20 protein-coding genes are annotated in these 19749 nt (G+C 66.3%); 9 read left to right on the forward strand and 11 right to left on the reverse strand.

All coding sequences use genetic code 11. The annotated features are described in order from the left end of the window. Nucleotides 1–12: 12 nt before the first annotated feature. Together E5679_RS10555 and E5679_RS10560 are read left to right on the forward strand one after the other, a co-directional pair. Nucleotides 13–978, forward strand: coding sequence for an ABC transporter substrate-binding protein (locus E5679_RS10555; protein WP_138415532.1), 966 nt, complete (start codon nt 13–15; stop codon nt 976–978). Continuing rightward, nucleotides 966–2477, forward strand: a complete 1512-nt coding sequence (locus tag E5679_RS10560) for an aldehyde dehydrogenase family protein (protein WP_212746926.1) — start codon at nt 966–968, stop codon at nt 2475–2477. The genes E5679_RS10555 and E5679_RS10560 overlap by 13 nt, the downstream gene beginning before the upstream one ends. A 76-nt stretch (nt 2478–2553) precedes the next feature. On the opposite strand, the gene E5679_RS10565 is transcribed toward E5679_RS10560, so the two are convergent. From E5679_RS10565 to purU, 3 genes are all read right to left on the reverse strand, one after another. Continuing rightward, on the reverse strand, nt 2554–3372 hold the full coding sequence (locus E5679_RS10565; protein ID WP_138415535.1) for an IclR family transcriptional regulator: 819 nt from the start codon (nt 3370–3372) through the stop codon (nt 2554–2556). A gap of 124 nt (nt 3373–3496) precedes the next feature. Continuing rightward, the gene (locus tag E5679_RS10570) at nt 3497–5986 is read right to left on the reverse strand and encodes a GcvT family protein (protein WP_138415537.1); all 2490 of its coding nucleotides are present in this window, start codon (nt 5984–5986) and stop codon (nt 3497–3499) included. 31 nt (nt 5987–6017) lie between these two features. After that, entirely contained in the window at nt 6018–6941 is a 924-nt protein-coding gene (purU, locus tag E5679_RS10575; protein ID WP_138415539.1) for a formyltetrahydrofolate deformylase, read from the reverse strand. A 111-nt stretch (nt 6942–7052) separates the two neighbouring features. Between purU and E5679_RS10580 the strand changes: the two genes are divergently transcribed. Genes E5679_RS10580 through E5679_RS10590 form a run of 3 tightly spaced genes read left to right on the forward strand, consistent with a single transcriptional unit; the run spans nt 7053 to nt 10996 of the window. Beyond that, nucleotides 7053–7727: a GntR family transcriptional regulator gene (locus E5679_RS10580; RefSeq protein ID WP_249336070.1), complete on the forward strand. Its 675-nt coding sequence runs from the start codon at nt 7053–7055 to the stop codon at nt 7725–7727. A gap of 35 nt (nt 7728–7762) precedes the next feature. After that, nucleotides 7763–10129 carry an FdhF/YdeP family oxidoreductase gene (locus E5679_RS10585; protein WP_138415541.1) on the forward strand — a complete coding sequence of 789 codons (2367 nt, stop codon included), beginning with the start codon at nt 7763–7765 and terminating at the stop codon, nt 10127–10129. A 9-nt stretch (nt 10130–10138) separates the two neighbouring features. Next, a complete protein-coding gene (locus tag E5679_RS10590) occupies nt 10139–10996 on the forward strand; it encodes a serine/threonine-protein kinase (RefSeq protein WP_138415543.1) in 858 nt (285 codons plus the stop codon). On the opposite strand, the gene E5679_RS10595 is transcribed toward E5679_RS10590, so the two are convergent. Continuing rightward, nucleotides 10993–11670, reverse strand: coding sequence for an HAD family hydrolase (locus E5679_RS10595; RefSeq protein ID WP_138415545.1), 678 nt, complete (start codon nt 11668–11670; stop codon nt 10993–10995). The two genes, E5679_RS10590 and E5679_RS10595, sit on opposite strands and share 4 nt — an antisense overlap. Nucleotides 11671–11779: 109 nt before the next feature. Here E5679_RS10595 and E5679_RS10600 point away from each other — a divergent pair, with 109 nt between their 5' ends. Beyond that, nucleotides 11780–12391, forward strand: a complete 612-nt coding sequence (locus tag E5679_RS10600; protein ID WP_138415547.1) for a Rho termination factor N-terminal domain-containing protein — start codon at nt 11780–11782, stop codon at nt 12389–12391. A gap of 73 nt (nt 12392–12464) precedes the next feature. Continuing rightward, nucleotides 12465–13076, forward strand: a complete 612-nt coding sequence (locus E5679_RS10605) for a TetR/AcrR family transcriptional regulator (protein ID WP_138415549.1) — start codon at nt 12465–12467, stop codon at nt 13074–13076. Here the strand turns inward: E5679_RS10605 and E5679_RS10610 are convergent. The 5 genes from E5679_RS10610 to E5679_RS10630 form a co-directional block, all read right to left on the reverse strand. After that, nucleotides 13057–13317: a DUF6510 family protein gene (locus tag E5679_RS10610; protein WP_138415551.1), complete on the reverse strand. Its 261-nt coding sequence runs from the start codon at nt 13315–13317 to the stop codon at nt 13057–13059. The two genes, E5679_RS10605 and E5679_RS10610, sit on opposite strands and share 20 nt — an antisense overlap. Beyond that, nucleotides 13314–14033: a ferredoxin reductase gene (locus tag E5679_RS10615; protein ID WP_138415654.1), complete on the reverse strand. Its 720-nt coding sequence runs from the start codon at nt 14031–14033 to the stop codon at nt 13314–13316. The genes E5679_RS10610 and E5679_RS10615 overlap by 4 nt, the downstream gene beginning before the upstream one ends. Nucleotides 14034–14038: 5 nt before the next feature. Further along, on the reverse strand, nt 14039–14632 hold the full coding sequence (locus tag E5679_RS10620; RefSeq protein ID WP_138415553.1) for a molybdopterin-dependent oxidoreductase: 594 nt from the start codon (nt 14630–14632) through the stop codon (nt 14039–14041). A 95-nt stretch (nt 14633–14727) separates the two neighbouring features. After that, nucleotides 14728–15297 carry a hypothetical protein gene (locus tag E5679_RS10625; protein WP_138415555.1) on the reverse strand — a complete coding sequence of 190 codons (570 nt, stop codon included), beginning with the start codon at nt 15295–15297 and terminating at the stop codon, nt 14728–14730. A 201-nt stretch (nt 15298–15498) separates the two neighbouring features. Continuing rightward, a complete protein-coding gene (locus E5679_RS10630) occupies nt 15499–16785 on the reverse strand; it encodes a site-specific integrase (protein WP_138415557.1) in 1287 nt (428 codons plus the stop codon). A gap of 256 nt (nt 16786–17041) precedes the next feature. Between E5679_RS10630 and E5679_RS10635 the strand changes: the two genes are divergently transcribed. Together E5679_RS10635 and E5679_RS10640 are read left to right on the forward strand one after the other, a co-directional pair. Further along, nucleotides 17042–17224, forward strand: coding sequence for a helix-turn-helix domain-containing protein (locus tag E5679_RS10635; protein WP_212746927.1), 183 nt, complete (start codon nt 17042–17044; stop codon nt 17222–17224). Nucleotides 17225–17302: 78 nt separating this feature from the next. Continuing rightward, nucleotides 17303–18367 carry an HNH endonuclease gene (locus E5679_RS10640; RefSeq protein ID WP_171042329.1) on the forward strand — a complete coding sequence of 355 codons (1065 nt, stop codon included), beginning with the start codon at nt 17303–17305 and terminating at the stop codon, nt 18365–18367. Between the two features lie 99 nt (nt 18368–18466). On the opposite strand, the gene E5679_RS10645 is transcribed toward E5679_RS10640, so the two are convergent. Further along, on the reverse strand, nt 18467–18727 hold the full coding sequence (locus tag E5679_RS10645) for a hypothetical protein (RefSeq protein ID WP_138415563.1): 261 nt from the start codon (nt 18725–18727) through the stop codon (nt 18467–18469). A 78-nt stretch (nt 18728–18805) separates the two neighbouring features. Beyond that, complete coding sequence (locus E5679_RS10650) at nt 18806–19744, reverse strand: NotI family restriction endonuclease (RefSeq protein ID WP_138415565.1); 939 nt, start codon at nt 19742–19744, stop codon at nt 18806–18808. Between the last annotated feature and the right edge of the window lie 5 nt (nt 19745–19749).

The following is a 19749-nucleotide window of genomic DNA, read 5'->3' on the forward strand; positions in this document are numbered from 1 at the left end:
AAGGAAACAGCCATGAAGAAATGGATCAAACCCGCGGCCGTCGCGGCCTCCGTCCTCTCTGCGGCCCTGGGTCTGACGGCCTGCGGCGGCGGGGACATCTCCGCCACGTCCAACGCCGCCGGCGGCGCGTCCAAGTGCGGGGCGTTCAACGTCGCCGTCAACCCGTGGGTGGGCTACGAGGCGGACGCCTACGTGGTCGGCACGGTGGCAAAGGAAAAGCTCGGCTGCACCGTGAACTACAAGACCCTCAAGGAAGAGGTCGCGTGGCAGGGCTTCGGCAGCGGCGAGGTGGACACCGTCCTGGAGAACTGGGGCCATCCCGATCTCACCGACAAGTACATCAAGCAGCAGAAGACCGCCCAGGACGCCGGGCCCACCGGCAACACCGGAGTGATCGGGTGGTACGTTCCGCCGTGGATGGCCAAGCAGTACCCGGACATCACCGACTCGAAGAACCTGAACAAGTACGCGGACATGTTCAAGACCTCCGAGTCCGGCGGCCAAGGCCAGCTTCTCGACGGCGACCCGTCCTACGTCACCAATGACGAGGCGCTCGTGAAGAACCTCGGGCTGAACTTCAAGGTGGTCTACGCAGGCTCCGAGCCAGCGCTGATCCAGGCCTTCCGGCAGGCCGAGCAGAACCACACCCCCCTCATCGGCTACTTCTACGAGCCCCAGTGGTTCCTGAACGAGGTGCCGCTGGTCAAGGTGAACCTGCCGGCCTACACCGACGGGTGCGACGCCGACCCCGCCAAGGTCGCCTGCGACTACCCCAAGTACGACCTGAACAAGATCGTCTCCACCAAGTTCGCCAACTCCGGCAGCCCGGCCTACAACCTGGTCAAGAACTTCAAGTGGACCAACCAGGACCAGAACATGGTCGCCGGCTACATCGCGAAGGACGGCATGAGCCCCGACGCGGCGGCCCAGAAGTGGATCGACGCCAACCCGGACAAGGTGGCGGCATGGCTGAAGTAGCAACGCTCAGCCCCGAGCTAGCGGCCCGGACGATCAAGGGCCTCTATGTCGGAGGTTCTTGGGAGCGGGCGGCCGACGGCGGGACCTCCACCGTGCGCTGCCCGGCGGATGGGCGGGAGGTCGCCGTCGTCGTCTCCTCGACGGCGGAGGACGCCGAGCGCGCGATCGCGAGCGCGCGTGCCGCGTTCGACGGCGGCCCTTGGCGACGGATGACAGACCTCGAGCGGGGCGCGGTCATGCTCCGGGTTGCCGAGCTCCTCGAGCGCGACAAGGCCGTGTACGCGCGGGCCGAAGCGCTCGACACGGGCAAGCGGCTCGTCGAGGCCGAGTACGACATGGACGACATCGCCGCCTGCTTCCGCTACTACGGCAAGGTTGCCGGCCTCGACGCCGGCCGGGTGATCGACACGGGACGGCCGAACGCCATCAGCCGCGTGGTCTACGAGCCGCTCGGCGTCTGCGCCCTCATCGCCCCGTGGAACTACCCGCTCCTGCAGGCGGCGTGGAAGGTCGCCCCAGCCCTCGTCGCGGGGAACTCGTTCGTGCTCAAGCCCAGCGAGCTGACGCCGTCGACCTCCATCCTGCTCATGGACACGCTCGCCGAAGCCGGCGTCCCGGCCGGCGTGGCGAACCTCGTGACGGGGACTGGGTCGAAGGTGGGCGGCCCGCTGAGCGCGGACCCGCGCGTCGACCTTGTCTCGCTCACGGGAGGCCTCTCCACGGGGCAGACCATCATGGCCGCGGCCGCCCAGACGGTGAAGCGCGTGGCGTTCGAGCTCGGCGGGAAGAACCCGAACGTGGTCTTCGCGGACGCGGACTGGGACGCGGCCGTGGACAACGCGCTCACGGCGGTATTCCTGCACTCTGGTCAGGTGTGCTCGGCGGGCGCGCGGCTCGTGGTCGAGGAGTCGATTGCGGGGCAGTTCGTGGCCGAGGTGGTCGAACGGGCCCAGAAGATCCGGATGGGCGGCCCGTTCGACCCCGACGCCCAGACTGGGCCACTCATCTCCGCCAAACACCGCGACCAGGTGCACGCGTACGTCCAGGCCGGGATCGCCGAGGGTGCCGAGCTCCTGTGCGGCGGCTACATCCCTCAGGACGGGCCACTCGCCGACGGGTTCTTCTACCCGCCCACCGTGCTGGGGAACTGCCGGTCGGGGATGAGCGTGGTGCGGGAGGAGTCCTTCGGCCCGGTCCTCACCGTCGAGACGTTCCGGGACGAGGCCGAGGCGATCTCGATCGCGAACGACACCGAGTACGGTCTGGCCGGGGCGGTATGGACCTCGGACGCGTCCAAGGCCCAACGCGTGGCCGGCGCCCTGCGGCACGGGACGGTGTGGATCAACGACTACCACCCGTACGTCCCCCAGGCGGAGTGGGGCGGGTTCGGGAAGTCCGGGATCGGCCGCGAGCTCGGGCACGCGGGGCTCGACGAATATCGCGAGGCCAAGCACATCTGGCAGAACATCGCCCCCGCGCCGAGCGGCTGGTTCGACTAGCCCCCACCCCCCGCGCCACCACGCCGACTTCGGCGGCTAGGCGTCGAGCAACCGAAAATTTAGGCGGCCCGGCCTCTCACGAGCGATCGTGAGAGGCCGGGCCGCCCATGCGTTCGGTGATCTCCTCGCCGGCCGAGACGACTGCCTTGACGACGACGTCGTCCTCGGGCTCGAAGCGGAAGGCGGGCCCGGAGAGGCTCACCGCGCCGATCACGTCGCCCATGTGCCCGAAGACCGGGGCCGCGATCGCGTTGAGCCCGTCCTCGAGCTCGCCGTGAGTCGTGGCGAAGCCCTTCTGGACGATGTCGGGCAACTCCTTCTCGAGCTGCTGCCGACTGTGCGTGTGCGGAGTCAGGGACTTGAGCTCGATCTGGTGGAACAGCTCCTCGCGGTCCGACGAATGCAGATACGCGAGGAAGACTTTGCCGCTCGAGGTGGCATACAGCGGTGTGAGGTTGCCGATCCAGTCATATGTCGCGAGGTTCGCGGAGCCCATAGCCTGGTCCACATTGACGGCGTAGACGTCCCGCCGCACGGCGAGGTTGACGGTCTCCCCGAACTGCTGCGCCAGATCCTCAAGGACGGGCCGCGCGGTGTGGACGAGGCTGAGCCTGCGGGGAATGGAGCTCGCGACGCGGAGGAGGCCGACGCCGAGCTGGTACTTGCCTCGGCGGCTGCTCTGCTGGACGAAGCCGTGGGTCTCGAGCGCGCCCAGGATGCGTGACGCCGTCGACTTGTGAACGCCCATCCATTCGGCCATATCGCCGACGGCCGCGCTGCCTTCCTTGGCGAGGATTTCGAGGGCGCGTACCACCCGCTCGACTGCTTGGACGCCGTTCCCGGAACGCGTCTCGTCGGGTTCGTTCGGGTCCTCGGACACAAAAGTGTTCCCCATGTGGTGATTCTGCCAGAGCGATGGTGTAAATGAGGGCAGGATCACACTCAGTTCGCCACAAGGGGAACGGCCCGGTCCCCTGATCGGGACCGGGCCGTTCACATTCCGGGGAAGGATCCGGAGATCAGCCGCGCAGGCGCTTCATCTCCGGGTCGTACAAGGGCTCGGGTGTGACAGTGGCCCTGATCCGATTGCCGAAGTACTCGATCTCCACGGCGTCGCCCTCGGCGACTCCGCCCGGGAGGTACGCGTACGCGATAGGCTTTCCGATCGTGTAGCCGAAGGCGGCGCTCGTCACGTAGCCCACCGGCTCGTCCTTGTAGAACACCGGCTCCTTGCCCAGCACCATTGAGCGCCCGTCGTCGACCGTCAGGCACCGCAGCCTGCGTGCCGAAGAGTCCTCGCTGAGGCCCTCGAGAGCGGCCTTGCCCACGAAGCCGCCTTCCTTGGAGAGTTTCACGGAGAAGGCGAGTCCGGCCTCGAACGGGTTGTGCTCGGTGGTCATGTCGGTGCCCCACGAGCGGTAGCCCTTCTCGAGCCGGAGCGCGCTGAATGCGGCGCGGCCGGCGGCGATGATGCCGTGCGGCTGCCCGGCCTCCCAGAGCACGTCCCACAGCCGCTGGCCGTTGTCCGCACTGGTGTAGATCTCCCAGCCGAGCTCACCCACGTAGGAGAGCCGCATGACGGTGACGGGCACGCCGCCGATCGTGGCCTTCTTCGCGCGGAAGTAGCGCAGGCCGTCGTTCGAGAAGTCGTCGCTGCTGATGGCCGAGACCACCTCGCGGGCCAGCGGGCCCCACAGGCCGATGCAGCACGTCCCGCCCGTGATGTCGCGGACCTGCGCCCACTGCGTCGGGTCCTCGGCGCGCTGGCGGCGCGCTTCGCGGGTGAAGTAGGCGAGATCGATGTTGCCGTTGGCTCCGACCTGGAACGTCTCCTCGTCGAGCCGTGCGACGGTGATGTCGCTGCGGATCCCGCCTTGCTCGTCGAGGAGCAGGCAGTAGGTCACGGCTCCGGGCTTCTTGGCGACGTCGCCTGTCGTAAGGCGCTGGAGGAGCGTGACGGCGCCTGGTCCCGAGATCTCGAGGCGCTTGAGCGGCGTCATGTCGTACATGGCGACGGCGGTGCGCGTCTTCCACGCCTCGGCTGCGGCGATAGGGGAGCTGAAGCGCGCGGACCAGTCATCGCGGGCCGGTGGCTGCCACTCGGCGGGGAGCTCGTCCAGCAGGTGAGCGTTCGCCTCGAACCAGTACGGCCGCTCCCAGCCGCCGCCCTCGAGGAAGTACGCGCCGAGTTCGCGGTGACGGGCATTGAACGGGCTCACGCGCAGGTTGCGCGGGGATTCCTTGGGCTGAAGGGGGTGCAGGACGTCGTAGATCTCAACGAAGTTCTGCTGCGACGTCTCGCTCACATAGGAGCGGGAGAGCTGGACGTCTTCAAAGCGGGCGACGTCGCATTCGCCGAGGTCGATCTCGGAGCTCCCCGCGGTGAGCAGCTGCGCGACGGCGCGGGCGACGCCGGCCGAGTGGGTCACCCAGACGGCCTCGGCCACGTAGAAGCCCTCGAGATCCCGGTGCTGGCCCACGATCGGGCCGCCATCCGGGGTGAACGAGAAGATGCCGTTGAAGCCGTCCTCGATCTCCGTGTCACGCAGGGCGGGCAGGATCTCCTTCGAGTCTTCCCAGGACGGAGCGAAGTCCTCGGGCGTGAACTCGAGCCGCGAGGGCATGCTGTGCTCGTCGACGTGCTGTGGAGTCAGGCCGAGATCGGCGGCGACGACCGGCATGGGCCGGTGCGCGTAGGAGCCGATGCCGTAGCGTTCGCCGTGCTCGCGGTAGTAGAGGTCGCGGTCCTGGTGGCGCAGGATCGGCAGGCTCGCGCCGTTGGGCTGCTCGTTGCGGCCCGCGAGAGCGGGAACGGGGCCAGTCTTGACGTACTGATGCGCGAGGGGGAGCAGCGGGATGGACATGCCGACCATTGCACCGACCTCGACGCCCCAGAAGCCCGCGCAGGAGACCACGATGTCGGCAGGGATCACGCCGTCGGGGGTCTCGACGCCGGTGACGCGGCCGCCGGACCGCTCTGTACTTTCGACGGCGATGCCGGTGACCGGCGTCGAGCCCTTGAAGACAACCCCGGCTTCGCGCGTCCGCTCGATGAGGATCTGGACGGACTTCGCGGCGAGGGCCAGGCCGTCGCTCGGGATGTGCAGACCGCCGAGGACGATCTCCTCGTTCAGGAAGGGGTAGATGCGCTTGCATTCCGCTGCGTCCACGAGCCGGGCGTCGACGCCCCAGGACTGGGCGTAGCCGAGCTTCCGCTTGAGGTCCTCGTACCGGGCTTCCGTTGTAGCGACCTCAAGGCCGCCGACTTGGTTGAAGCAGTCGATCGAGAGGAGCTTCTCCACCGTGTACTTGGCGAAGAGCGTCATCGTCTTCGAGGCATTGGTCTGGAATACCAAGCCCGGGGCGTGAGAGGTGGAGCCGCCCGGCATCTCGAGCGGGCCCTGGTCGAGGACGGTGATATCCGTCCAGCCGCGCTGGACAAGCTCGTCTGCGAGGTTCGTGCCGACGATGCCGGCGCCGATGATGACGACGCGAGGGGGAGTGGTCATTGATCTTCCTTGGCTCGTGGAGGGTCAGTGGTCAGCGGAAGACGACGGTGCTCGCGCCGTCGAGGAGGATGCGGTGCTCGCAGTGCCAGCGGACTGCGCGGGAGAGGGCGAGGCATTCGGCGTCCTGCCCCACGGTGGCGAGATCGTGGGGGTGGTACGTGTGGTCCACCCGGATGACCTCCTGCTCGATGATCGGTCCTTCGTCGAGGTCCGCCGTGACATAGTGCGCCGTTGCGCCGACGAGCTTGACGCCGCGCTCGTACGCCTGGTGGTACGGCTTCGCGCCCTTGAAGCCCGGGAGGAACGAGTGGTGGATGTTGATCGCGCGGCCCTCGAGGGACCGGCACAGGTCGTCGGAGAGGATCTGCATGTAGCGGGCCAGGACGACGAGGTCGATGCCGTGCTCGTCGACGAGCGCGAGCAGCCGGGACTCGGCTTCCTCCTTCGTGGCGGCCGTGACCGGGACGTGCACGAACGGAAGGCCTGCCGCCTCCGCCATGGGCCGGAGGTCCTCGTGGTTCGAGACGACGAGTGCGATCTCGCCGCCGAGCGTGCCGGCACGCCAGCGGAAGATGAGATCGTTGAGGCAGTGCCCGAACTTCGAGACCATGACGAGGAGCCGGAGCTTCGAGTCGTCCTGGAACGAGAAGCTCATCCCGAACTCGTCCGCGGTCGCCTGGAACTCGTCGGTGAGTTCCTGGGCGTCCACGGGAGATTCGGTCGAGAAGGCCGTCCGGAGGAAGAGGGTTCCGCGCTCGCGGTCATCGAACTGCTGGTGCTCGACGATGTCGAAGCCGTGCTGGTACAGGAAGCTCGTGACAGCCTGCACGATTCCCGGCCGTTCGGGGCACGAGAGGGTCAGCACGGAGGTGCGCCCGGGTCCCCGGCCCTTCCCTTGGAGGGTCGACGAGGCAGCGGGCTCAGCCAGCGGGGTGGCGGTCTCACTAGTGGTCATCGGATCTCCTGGTAGGAGAGTCGTATGCATCTGATACAACTCTGATATATTAGCGATGTGACTCAGGTTATACTGCTCAACGCGAGCGGGTCAATAACGAAGGAGCATGCCGTGGCTCAAGTGGTCGGCCTTGATCCCCAGGAGCGTCCATCTCTGGCGGAGGTGGCGTACCGTGTCGTGCGCGATCGCCTGCTCACCCTCGAGATTCGCCCGGGAGACCCCATCACCGACGACGCCCTCGCGAAGGAGCTCGGCTTCGGCCGCACCCCGGTCCGCGAGGCGCTCAAGCGGCTCGAGCTCGACCGCCTTGTGGTCACGTATCCGCGCCGCGGCACCTTTGCCATGCCCGTCGAAGTGACCGATCTCGCCTACATCTCCGAGATCAGGACCCAGCTTGAGCCGCTCGCCGCTGCAAGGGCGGCCCGGCTCGCCACGCCGGCCGCCCGCCGTCGTCTGCTGTCCCTGATCGAGAAAGTGAGGGCGTTCGACGTCCCGTCTGCCAGCGTCGGCGAGACCCTCGCGTGCGACGCCGAGATGCACCGCGCCATCTATGCCGCCGCCGGCAACCCCCACCTCGAGGACGCCCTGGTGCGGTACGACAACCTCGCGACCCGCATCTGGTGCCTCGTCATGGATCGCCTGCCCGGGCTCGGCGGTCACCTCCACGAGCACATCGCACTGCTGCAGGCAGTGGTCGACGGCGACGAGGAGCGCGCCGCTGAACTCTCCCGTCAGCATGTGGAAGGCTTTGAGGTCGCCGTGCGCGGCGCCCTGTTCGCCGCCTAGATTGAACTATCCCTGCTCTATGAAAGGAGTCGCCTGTGTTCGCGCAGAAGCCGCAGGTTGAGGACATCGATGAGGATGCCCTTGAGGTCCACGCCCCTAAGAAGGCCGCGGCGGGGGTGAAGGCTGTCACGGTCGCGCTCGAGCGCGGCCTGGCGCAGGCCGGAGTTGCCCGGACGGTGCGGGGGATGCTGCGGATCAACCAGCGGGGCGGGTTCGACTGCCCGGGGTGCGCGTGGCCGGAGTCGATCACGGGGGCGCGGAAGCCGGCGGAGTTCTGCGAGAACGGGGCGAAGGCGATCGCGGAGGAGTCCACGCTGCGGACGGTGACGCCGGAGTTCTGGGCGCAGCACTCGATCGCGGAGCTGGAGGGCAGGAGCGAGTTCTGGCTCGGGTCCCGGGGGCGGATCACGGAGCCGGTGGTGATCCGGCCGGGGGAGACGCACTACAGCCCGATCTCCTGGGGCGAGGCGTTCGAGCTGATCGGGGAGCACATCCGTGCCACGACCCCTGACCGGTGCGTGTTCTACACCTCGGGACGGACGGCGAACGAGACCGCGTTCCTGTACCAGCTCTTCGCCCGCTCGCTGGGGACGAACAACCTCCCGGACTGCTCGAACATGTGCCACGAGTCCTCGGGGTTCGCCCTGAACCCGACCATCGGGGTCGGGAAGGGCACGGTGTCGCTGGAGGACCTGCACCACTCCGAGCTGGTGCTGGTGGTGGGGCAGAACCCGGGGACGAACCACCCGCGCATGCTTTCGGCGCTGGTGGAGGCGAGGAAGAACGGCGGGAAGGTCGTGGCGGTGAACCCGTTGCCGGAGGCCGGGCTCATGGGCTTCAAGGACCCCCAGTCGGTCGCCGGCGTGGTCGGGGGCGGGGAGAAGGTCGCGGACGAGTTCCTGCAGATCAGGGTCGGCGGGGACCTGGCCCTGTTCCAGGCCCTCGGCCACCTGCTCCTGGCGGAGGAGGAGCGCAACCCGGGCACCGTCGTCGACCGCTCGTTCGTTCAGGCGCAGACCGAAGGGTTCGAGGCGTATCGCGAGGCGCGCCGCACCCTGGACTGGGAGGAGACCGAGGCCGCGACGGGGCTGTCCCGGGGCCAGATCGAGAAGGTCGCGCAGATGCTGATCGCGTCGAAGTCGACGATCATCTGCTGGGCGCTGGGCCTGACGCAGCAGCCGCACTCGGTGAATACGCTGAAGGAGATCGTGAACCTGCTCCTGCTGCAGGGGAACTTCGGCAAGCCCGGCGCCGGGGCGTGCCCGGTGCGCGGGCACTCCAACGTCCAGGGCGACCGGACGATGGGGATCTGGGAGAAGCCGTCCGAGAGGTTCATCGCCGCCCTGGAGGCCGAGTTCGGGCTCCCGTTCCCCCGGGAGTACGGGTACGAGTCGGTGGAGACCCAGCACGCCCTGGAGGCCGGGGAGGTGGACGTGTTCGTCTCGATGGGCGGGAACTTCCTCTCCGCTGCCTCGGACACCGAGCACACCCGGGCCGGGCTGAAGCGGACCGGGCTGACGGTTCACGTGTCCACCAAGCCGAACCTCTCCCACATCGCCCACGGGCGCACGTCCCTGATCCTGCCCACCTTGGGGCGGACGGACGTGGACGACAAGCACCCGGGCGGGCGGCAGTTCGTCTCGATCGAGGACTCGATGTCCGTGGTGCACTCCTCCCAGGGCCGGCTGCGCCCTGTCTCGGAGCACCTGCTCGCCGAGCCGGTGATCGTGGCACGCATGGCCCAGGCGGCTCTCGGGGAGGACCACCCGATCGACTGGCGGGCCATGGCCGAGGACTACGACGTGATCCGGGACCACATCTCCCGGGTGATCCCCGGCTTCGAGGACTACAACACGCGCGTGCGGACCAAGAACGGCTTCGTGCTGCCCTCCCCGCCGAGGGACACCCGCACGTTCGCCACCGCCATCGGCAAGGCCAGCTTCACGGTCTCCCCGCTGGAGTACCTCACCGCCCCAGCCGGGCACCTGATCCTGCAGACCCTGCGCTCCCACGATCAGTACAACACCACCATCTACGGCCTCGACGACCGCTACCGCGGCATCTCCAACGCCCGCCGCGTCGTGCTGGTGAACCCCGAGGACCTGGCCGAGCTGGGCTTCGAGGACCGCGAGCTCGTCGACGTCGTCTCCGTCTTCAAGGGGGAGGAGCGGCGCGCCCAGTCGTTCCGCCTCGTGGCGTACCCCACCGCGAGGGGCTGCGCCGCCGCGTACTACCCCGAGGCCAACGTCCTGGTCCACAAGGACCTCGTCGCCCGCGAATCCAACACCCCCGGCTACAAGGCCGTCACCATCAGATTCGAAAGACGCGCCGGGGGCGCAACGACTCGCGGCGCGGCTGGAGGGAAGCAGCCTCTCAGTTTCGCTGGGGTTCCGAAAGGGTAGTAGGCCGGGGTGACCCTTCACCTCGGCTGCCTGGGCGGCAGGTACCGGCTTCTGGAGAAGATCGGCCTGGGCTCGATGGCCGTCGTCTACCGGGCCATCGATGAGCTGCTTGAACGCGAAGTCGCCGTCAAAGTCATGCAGTCGGCGGCGACCAACGATGCAGAGCTCCGACGCAGCGACGCCGAGGTCAAGCTGCTCGCGCGGCTGAACCACTACGGCCTCGTCACCCTCCTGGACGCGGGGACCGAGCGCAGCGCGCTCGGGACGCCGTGCATCTTCCTCGTGATGGAGCTGGTCGAGGGGCCCGATCTGCGGAACCGGCTCATGGCCGGGCCCCTCGCGCACTCCCGAACCGTTCAGGTGGGGCATGACGTCACGCAGGCCCTCGAGTACATCCACCGCAAGGGCGTGGTGCATCGGGACATCAAGCCGGCGAACATCCTCCTGTTCGACGACGGAGCCACGAGGACGCGCGCGAAGCTCACAGATTTCGGGATCGCCCGGATGGCGGAGTCGGCGCTCACCCTCGAGGATGCCGTGTCTGGGACTCCGGCCTATCTGAGCCCCGAGCAGGTGCGGGGGGAACCGGTGGGGCCCGAGAGCGATGTGTATTCGTTCGGGCTGGTCCTCCTGCAGTGCCTGACCGGCGAGCTCGCGTTTCCGGGGCCGCCGCTCGAGAGCGCGGTCCGGCGCCTCACTCAGGCCCCGCCGATTCCCGAGGGCATTGGGGGCGCATGGCGCGAGCTCATCTCGGGGATGACGGCCATGGACCCGGCCGAGCGGCCCCCTGCCGCTGCGGCCGCGGTGGCACTCCAGCGGATGATGGCGCTCGAGGTCGTGGCCGACGTGAGCGTGGCGGCGGTCTAGGCCGCGAGCTTTCCGAGTGCGCTCTCAGAGAGGGCGTTCAGCAGCGCGCGCGGATTCTCGTAGGCCTCCGCGGCACCGGCTTCCCGCAGCTCCGCCTCGCTGGTGCCGCCGCACGTCACCGCTATGGTCGGAATGCCGAGCTTGGCGGACGCGTAGACGTCCCAGACGGAGTCACCCACGAACACGACGTCCTCTGCGTGGAGGCCCCCCGCCTCGAGCGCGGCAAGGAGGATGTCCGGCGCCGGCTTGCTTTCGTTCGCGTCGGAGGAGCTGGTCGCGGCGGTGATCGCGTCGTCGGCGTCGAGCGCCGTGCGCAGGACCTGAAGGTCGCGCTCCTTGGCTGAGGACGCCAGCACAGCCGTCAGCCCCCGGTCGGCACAGGCCCGCACAAGGTCGCGGGCGCCGTCGAACGCTATGAGCGAAGGCCAGCAGGTGGAGAAGATGGCGCCGTGCGAGGCCTTGAGCTCCGCGTCCTGCTCGGTATTGCGGTCGTCGCCGAGGAGGTGGGCCACGAGCTTGTCGCCGCCCATGCCGACCGCGCGGTGAATGGCCGACATAGGCACCGTGTGGTCGAATTGGCGGAACGCATGCCACCACGAGAGCGCGTGGAAGTAATTGGAATCGATGAGCGTACCGTCGACGTCGAAGAGCACCCCTGGCTTGCGCGAATTCATGTCACCGGAGTCTAGCCCGGCCCTGAAGCCGATGGTCCCGGAGGTGATTGCGCGGGCCATGCGGGGTAATGCACGAGTGGCCAAGCCAATTCGCGAAAAGGAGTATGTCATGGCAGACAAGCCGGGAAACCAGACTCCGAACACCCCGGACGTCAAGGAGAGCGAACTGCGCGATATGAAGGTGGACGAGCTGCGCGACATGGCGAAGTCCGCCGGCGTAGGCAGCACTTCGGACCTGCGCAAGGAGGAGTTGGTCGACGCGATCCTTGAGGCGCGCCGCGGCGCGGGGACGGCCAACGACGGCGGCGATTCTGCCGGAGACGACGGCGACGTCGGTGCGGGACCCGACGGGGGCCGTATCCGCAAGGGCAGCGGTAGCTCCGATTCCCTCAAGTACTCCCAGGAGATCACCTCTCCGGAGGACGAGCCGGAACGCGAGGGCCGAAGCCTCGTCACCACGAACCACGAGGTCATCAAGCAGTGGGCCGAGGCTCGCGACGGGGTGCCCGCGACCGTCCCCGACACAGAGCACGGTGATCATCTCGGGGTGCTCCGGATCGACTTCGGGGGCGACAGCGATCGGCTCCGGCATGTGAGCTGGGAAGAATGGTTCAAGTCCTTTGACGACCGGCGCTTGAACTTCATCTATCAGGAGCAGCGCAGCGACGGGAGCCAGTCCAATTTCTTCCAGTTGGAGAATCCCGACAGGGAGGATGCTTAGCAGAGGACGCCCAGCAGGGGCTGTTTCCCTGCGTGCCATTTCCCAAACAGATCGGGACGTCTAGCATGACGCCATGACTGCCACGGATTTGGCGTCGGCCCCGTCGCCCGGTGATGCGCGGGAGCGAATTCTCGCTGCCTCCTACAAACTGTTCGCGGAGCGGGGGATCCGGGACGCCGGGGTCGATGAGCTCATCGCCCGGTCCGGGGTGGCCAAGGCGACGTTCTACAAGTACTTCAAGTCCAAGGACGACGTGGCCTTGGCCTACCTCGAGCGGTGGTACGAGAACCGCGGCAGCGCCATCGAGGCTGCCGTGGCTCGCTACGGCACCGAGGGCGAGAGAGCGCTCCTGGTGATCTTCGATGTGTTCGACGAGTGGTTCCGCCAGGGGGCGGTCGAGGTCACGTCGTTCTTGCACGTCATGCTCGAAATGGGTCCCAACCATCCGCTCGGTCGCGCGAGCATCGAGTATCTCGGGAAGACGCGGGACCAACTGGCCGAGCTGGCGCGGCGGGCCGGATTGCGGGACGTCGACGATTTCGCATGGTCGTGCCACATCCTGATCAAGGGCGCCATCGTGGCGGCAGCCGAGGGCGACCTGCGGGCCGCAGAGCGGGCCCGCGAGATGGCCTCCATGCTCGTCGAGCGATACCGGGCTCCGGAGCCTAGCCGACCTGAATCGTGAGGTGGGCGAAGCCGCTGAGGTCGAGGATGAGGCGCCCGCCGCGCTCGTCGAGCCGCAGGAGGACCCCGCCGCACGAGGGGCAGCGGAGGATCTTGGCGGGCGCGTCCACGTACAGGTGAGCCTGGGCCAGAGCCCTCACCGCGCCGCACCCTCCGCATTTGCCCAGGGCAGCTGTGATGTCGATGGAGAAGACCTCGGACAGGGGTCCGGCGAGGGCGTTGCCGTCGAGGTAGTCGCTCATGATGCACCTCCGACGCCGCCGTAGCGCTCGGTTTTGATCCGATCGGGGGAGTGCCCCAACTCCACGAGCCACCCGGAGACGGCCTCAACGAAGCCCGTTGCTCCGCAGACGTACACCGCCGGATCCGACCCGCTGTTGAGGACGTTTGCTGCGAGGGTCGCGGCGTCGAGCCTTCCCACTGGCTCGCCGTCCGGCGCGCGCCGCGTGTAAACGTACGTCACGTCGAACGTGTCGTCCCGGGCAAGGGTCTCGAGCTCGCTGCGGAAGAAGACGGATTCGGGGGCCCTGACCGAGTAGAGCAGTCGGAAGGGCGCGGGATGCCCGGCCATCGCGTGGGCGCGCACCATCGCCATGAGCGGCACCACGCCGGACCCGCCGCCGACCAGCTGAACCGGTGATGTCTCCTCGGGGCGCCAGACGAACCATCCCCCGACCGGACCGCGGACTTCCAGCTGGTCGCCAACAGCGAGGTCGCGGACCAGGTAGGGGGAGACCTCCCCATCCGGAAGCTCGTCGACGGTGATCTCCAAGCTGTCCGGCGGCGTCGCGCCCGCCACCGAATAGGACCGCACGGCTTGGTACCCGTCGGGCGCGGTGAGCCGCACGTCCACATGCTGGCCGGCGAGGAAACGGACCGGCTCGGGGAGGCGCAGGCGGATGGTGCGCGCCGTCGTCGTCTCCTCGTGGACTCCCACCACGTCGGCGACCCTCCACATGCCGCTCACCCGTACCGTTCCTCGCGCCAAGGGTCCCCGTGCAGGTGGTAGCCTCTGCTCTCCCAGAACCCCGGACGGTCCTCCGGGATCAGCTCGAGGCCCTGGACCCATTTGGCGCTTTTCCAGAGGTACAGATGTGGCACGAGGAGGCGTGCGGGCCCGCCGTGCTCGGGCTCGAGGTCCTCGCCGTCGAACTGATGGGCGATCCAGGCCTTGCCGCCCAGGACATCGCGCAGGGGCAAGTTGGTGGTGTAGCCCCCGTAGCAATGGAAGAGCGCGAATTGGGCGTCGGTCTCGACGTGCGTGAAAAGGGCATCCACCGGGACCCCGCGCCAATGGGTCCCGAGCTTCGACCAGCTCGTGACGCAGTGCAGGTCAACGTCGATGTCCTCCTGCGGCAGGGACATGAAGCCGTTCCAGTTCCAATGGCGGCTATTCCCGTTGTCCGAGGTGAAGGTGAAGACCCACTCGTCCCGGTCGATCTTTGGTGTCGGGCCGGCCGACAGGACAGGGAAGCCCTCCGTCACATACTGTCCCGGAGGCAGCCCCGGGACCTCTCTCTTCCTGCGGCCCATGAAGCCGGACGACACGATGCCCATTGCTGCTCCTCGCTGCGGACATAGCACTCGCTGGGATGTAGCACGGACCATACGCCGAGACGGCCGGAGGAGCCAGAGGGCAGGACGCCGTAGTCCTACCCCAGGGTGGCGGGCGGCGGGCCGACGATCCGCCCTCGCAGCGGGTCTGCCTCGTCAAGGCGCGCCAGGAAGTCGCGGAGCCGGAGCGCGAAGGCGATCTCGGCACCGGGGTCGGTCGCGCTCGGGGTATCGATCGGTTCGCCGTGGAGGGCAACGATGCTGCCCATCCGCTCGGTCCGCAGCTCAATGGTGTCGATCGGCGTGATGGTGCGGGCGAGGGCCGCAGCGCGCGCGACGCGGCCGGGGATGTGCTCTGCCACGAGGGCCACGCGGTGCTCGCTCGGCATCCGGTGGCGTTCCGTGGCCCAGAAGTCGAGGGCGCGGATGACCTGGTCCTCATTGGCTTCGCCGAGCTGAACGTCGACGATGTGCCGGACCCCATCGGTCGGGTCGAAGAGGAGGACCGCAAGGCCGTCGCCTGCGTGGTCGGGGATGGCGCGTTCGAAGACGGGCATTCCCGTGGTGATGCCGAGGAGGATCGGGTTCTCCTCGATGCGCTGGGCGAGCCACGCGGCGTCGAGGCCGGACTCGCGGAGGGCCGAGCTGTGCGGCGGAGTGATGTCCACGCCGCGCATCATACGTGCCCGTAGGGCGGTAACGCTTGTCACGTCGCGTGACTGGCGCTTGACCCATTGTGTTGCGCCGTCAGCTCCGCAGGGTGCCTCTGGCCCGAGCGCAAAAGAAACCCCTCTCCGATCCGCGTTTCCGCGGGTTGGAGAGGGGTTTCAGTGGAGCCTCCTAGCAGGATCGAACTGCTGACCTTCTCATTACGAGGGAGAGGTTAAATCCTTGTAATCGCTGGGGAGTCTCGGGGTCCAGTGACGGGATAGTGACGAAGAGCTCTTCAGTGTCGCAGACATCGCCGCATCGAGGCGGGCAGCGCTGTCGTGCAGGTCGTCCGTGAAGAGGCCGGCGTATGTGTCCAGAGTGAGGGTTGCCGACGAGTGGCCGGCGATCTGCTGAACTACCTTCACGTTCGCGCCGGATCGGATCGCGAGCGACACGGCAGTATGTCTCAGATCGTGCATCGTTGGACGAGGGAAGCCAGAGGCGGCTGCCGCCGCCTCCTCGATCGCCGGTGCGTAGAAGCGCCTTGTGAACGTGCTGTTCCTCAAAACGGCACCGCGAGCGCCCGTGAACACTCGTGCGTCTGAGGGCTTGTCTCTGAGCCTCCCAGCGAGCCGCATGGCAAGCGTGCGCGGCATGGGCACCATGCGCTCCTCGCCATTCTTAGTGGACTTCTCGACCAGCCCGCCCTGGGCCCTCGGAAGCTCGCTCATGGAGCGGCGCACGAGGACGTGGGGCTGGCCGCCAAGAGTGACATCTTCCACGCGGAGGGCTGCGAGTTCCCCCCATCGAAGGCCGCACAGCCCAGCGAGCAGGATCAAGTCCTCGAACTCACCCGCCTTCGATGCGAGCAGAAGGAGCTGCGGCATGGACAGGTAGACGTGTTTCCGCTGTGGCTTCGCGGACGGCACATAGTCCGTCGCCCCCGTGGCGTCTTTGGTCGGATTCGACGGAAGGTACTTTAACTTCACGGCGTAGTTCATGAGCCGGCTGAAGGCGCCGGCGACCGCATGGCGAGTGGCTTGACCGGCAGGTCCGACGGTGCCATCTCGCTTGGGCTTCCCCTGCAACTCAGCGATCCAGCTTGCGGTGGCATCGTATGTGACACCCGCGAGAGGAGTCATGCCCCATCGAGGCTCGATGTAGCCCTCATAGTTCCGCCGGTAATTGTCGAGAGTGCGAGGGCTCGCGGGGCGGTTGCCCCGCACTCCATGCTTCTCCATGCGCTCGATGAACTCTACGTGCAGCTGAGCAACCGTCCGCTTCTGGCCCGCCCGGAGGTCCACGTGAACCCCCCGCCGCGCCTGGCGGACCATCTCCGCCTCATATTCTTGGGCTTCTTGCTTCGTCGCGAAGTCCTTCCGCCGCCGTTTCCCCTCGGCGTCAGTCCAGTCGGCGCGCCAGCGGAGACCCTTCTGCTCGGATTTGGGCAGGAGGCGCAGTACGCCGTCCTCACCCTTTGCTTTCCACTTGTCAATCACCGCCATGAAGCGATCTTATATGTCACTTTTTGAGAAGGTCTCCGAGGCTCGTGTGGCAAAGATCACTGGTTGTGGATTTGCGTTCGTCAGGAACGATCAGTAATGATCAAAGCCTCCCTCGCACAGACGGGGGGTGCTATGCGAGCAGGCATGAGTCCTCCCCTCATTACGGGAGGGCGTCCGAAGAGCGGCCAGATTCCGGTTACCGGAAGTCAGGTCGCTTTTTTTGTTGTCCATTTTTGTTGTGATGAAGGGAGAATCTTTGACCATCGAGCCCGCGTACGTCAGTCGGAAAGAGGCTGCTGTATACCTAGGGGTCACCGTCAGGTGGCTGGCTAATGAAGGCAGGCGGGTCGTCCCGGCGCACCGCTTCGGCGGCCAAATCCGCTACGCCTTGGAGGAGCTCAAGGCATGGGCGAAGCAGCAGCGAGTCTGTTTTGCCTGAGCACCATTTGAGCCGCGCGGTTTGAATCCGGCATGGCTCGGGGCCATGCCGCTACAACTGAATACGGAAGGAAGACCCTTGAATACTACGGAGCAGATCGTCCTCAACGCTCTGGCTTCTATGGCCGACGCCTCTGGAGAGATAAAGATCTCCCAACTCAAGCTGTCGGAGGTGACTGGCCGAGGCCAGTCGGCCATCAGCTGTGCTGTCCGCTCGCTTGAGGCGAAAGGCCACCTCGGGATTGCACGAGGAGCCAATCGTCTTCAGCCTGCAACCTACGCTGTCCACACGCTGTCCACAGCCAAAGCCGTTAAGACAAATGGGGGAGCGGTAGACAGCTTGTCCACAACGTCGGAGGGGCTCCCGGACTTCCTGAGGGCTCGAGACCTGACGGGTCCTGGCTGGCTCTGGATGCGGGCGCCGAAAGGGGCCGCCCTGCCCCTGCTGGACGTGGCGGAGTTTGCCGTGGTTCGGACCCTTGCCAGCGTGCGGCGCCACCTGGCCAAGCTGGAGGAGCTTGGACTTGTGTCGGTGATGCTGGACCCTAACCTGAAGTCCAGGAATCTCTATGTGTTCCGGGAGCCGAGTGACGAGGAGCAACTGTCCATAATCGCTGCCGTGAACGAGAGGGCCGACGGCTATCGGATCAAGACCAGGGCGGAGCGAGAAGAGGAGAACCAACGTCGCCGCGACGCTCTCTACCACCTGCGCACCTCGACCCAGCTCAGCTACGTTGAGCTTGTCCCGTCGCTCTGGGAGAACTGTATCCCGGACCCCGGCGGCTGTCTGATCTATGCCGGCGAACTGGATCGCGGGTATGCCGTCGTGCCCGGTGTGACGTGGAAGGGCATCAAAGGCCATCGTGTCGTCTACATCGCCACGTATGGCGCGGTACTCGACGGTTACCAAGTGCACCACGTCTGCGAGCGTAGGAACTGCCTCAACGTTCATCACTTGGTGGCCGTCACCGGCGAGCAGCACAACTGGATCACCCGGCACCAAGGCAGGCGAGGAGGATTCAGGATGGTCTGCGAGTGCGAACACGGTGTTCGAGTGCCGGTAGGGCCGGTGCCCCTGCCCCCAGATCTATTCCCACATGGGGAATGCGAGCTAGCGCTAACGTCGTACGTGCTAGCGTCCTAAGTTTGAAGACCAGCTTCTTGGAGCGGGGCCGTTTGGCCCCGCTTTGAGGTCCCGTCTGGAGATCGCTGCTTCAAACTTGGAAGAACTCGACCGAGCGGCTCAGCCCAAGATCACGTTCAATGCCTCATCGAGCGTTGTGCAGATTTCGGGGAGTACGTGTCCATTGAGATTGGCTGCAACTGCCCCAGATTCGTTCTCCGAGTAGTCAGTGATGTACCCCAGGACTTCGTCCCCATCGAGCACCGCAACATTGGTAGCGTGATTGCCCCTCAGGCAGAGGAGTCGCGCATTCCTTTGAATGTAGAGCGGCTCTTTGGCGACGCGATCCAGAAATGCCTTTCCAAGGGCGTAGCTAGTCATAGGCAGATCGTACACCACCGCTTCACGCACAACGGTTTGTGAGCAGAATGGGATGCGGTTGTTTTGAACGGCGCTTCTTTAGGGGTTCAGATAGCTCGACGGGGTTCTATCCAAGCCAAGTCCCTCAAGTATGGCGTCGCGGTATACGTCAGGGTTCGTCAACGTTACACTATTGAACGCCCTCTGCAAGCTTTCGATAATGGTATGTCGCTTGCCCGCGAGGCGAAGGGAAACCGGAACTCCGTCTTTCACGTCCTCAAGATCGTGATCATAAACGTAGAAGGAAATGGAGGCAGGCTGCAGGTTCGCGAACTCGGGCAGGGCAGCCTCCCCGCCGATCCTATTAAGGATGTTTTCGTAGACCGGTTGAGGGCAGACGAAGTACAAGCCCTTCTTGCAGAATCTTTCACGTTGAAGGAGCTGGCCCTTGTAAATGAGTTGGGGGAGAATGCGCTTGTTAACGTTCTCCCAGTTGAAACCAGCAGTGGTGGGAACGATCCTTCGTTGCGGCGAGCGCAGCGCGTCTCGTCCTTCTCCATATCTGCCGGTGGTGTCGATGCTCTGAACTTCCACGGCGACGAACTCGGCGAGGCGGCCCTGTTCGTCTAGTAGGGCGAGTATCCAGTCCATCCAGTAGAAGCCACTACCGTCCTTTTTCGGAACACGAAGTTCGCCGCCCCACTTCTTGCCAAAGACTGCCACTGTCTTCAGCCCAGTGTGCCGCGCCTTGGCGGCAGCCGCTGGTCCAGCCTCAAGCGGGTACTCTGCTCCAAAAGCGTCGATTGAGATGTCTCTCAGTATTCGGTAATCATCCGCGTAGAGCCGGATGGGACAACAAATAACAGCACGGCTACGTGCAGGTTTGATGGAGCAAACGCCGGAGATAGATCCGTCTCGTAACGTCTTTATGCACTTACTACCGAGAAAGGGGCAGCGCTCCTCGGAGGCCGCCTCGCGGGCGGCCTCGGTTGAGTCGGTTGCCCGGTATCCGAAGAGCTCCCAAATCGTCGTCGCCACTGTCG

The sequence above is a fragment of the Sinomonas gamaensis genome (genome assembly GCF_005876955.1).
GTDB lineage: Bacteria > Actinomycetota > Actinomycetes > Actinomycetales > Micrococcaceae > Sinomonas > Sinomonas gamaensis.

Bases quoted from the DNA above. Each gene is read 5' to 3' on its own strand.
- E5679_RS10605 (WP_138415549.1), top strand. From the start codon at position 12,465: ATGACTGCCACGGATTTGGCGTCGGCCCCGTCGCCCGGTGATGCGCGG.
- E5679_RS10595 (WP_138415545.1), bottom strand. From the start codon at position 11,670: ATGAATTCGCGCAAGCCAGGGGTGCTCTTCGACGTCGACGGTACGCTC.
- E5679_RS10645 (WP_138415563.1), bottom strand. From the start codon at position 18,727: ATGACTAGCTACGCCCTTGGAAAGGCATTTCTGGATCGCGTCGCCAAA.
- E5679_RS10610 (WP_138415551.1), bottom strand. From the start codon at position 13,317: ATGAGCGACTACCTCGACGGCAACGCCCTCGCCGGACCCCTGTCCGAG.
- E5679_RS10555 (WP_138415532.1), top strand. From the start codon at position 13: ATGAAGAAATGGATCAAACCCGCGGCCGTCGCGGCCTCCGTCCTCTCT.
- E5679_RS10615 (WP_138415654.1), bottom strand. From the start codon at position 14,033: ATGTGGAGGGTCGCCGACGTGGTGGGAGTCCACGAGGAGACGACGACG.
- E5679_RS10565 (WP_138415535.1), bottom strand. From the start codon at position 3,372: ATGGGGAACACTTTTGTGTCCGAGGACCCGAACGAACCCGACGAGACG.
- purU (WP_138415539.1), bottom strand. From the start codon at position 6,941: ATGACCACTAGTGAGACCGCCACCCCGCTGGCTGAGCCCGCTGCCTCG.
- E5679_RS10630 (WP_138415557.1), bottom strand. From the start codon at position 16,785: ATGGCGGTGATTGACAAGTGGAAAGCAAAGGGTGAGGACGGCGTACTG.
- E5679_RS10600 (WP_138415547.1), top strand. From the start codon at position 11,780: ATGGCAGACAAGCCGGGAAACCAGACTCCGAACACCCCGGACGTCAAG.
- E5679_RS10620 (WP_138415553.1), bottom strand. From the start codon at position 14,632: ATGGGCATCGTGTCGTCCGGCTTCATGGGCCGCAGGAAGAGAGAGGTC.
- E5679_RS10570 (WP_138415537.1), bottom strand. From the start codon at position 5,986: ATGACCACTCCCCCTCGCGTCGTCATCATCGGCGCCGGCATCGTCGGC.
- E5679_RS10560 (WP_212746926.1), top strand. From the start codon at position 966: ATGGCTGAAGTAGCAACGCTCAGCCCCGAGCTAGCGGCCCGGACGATC.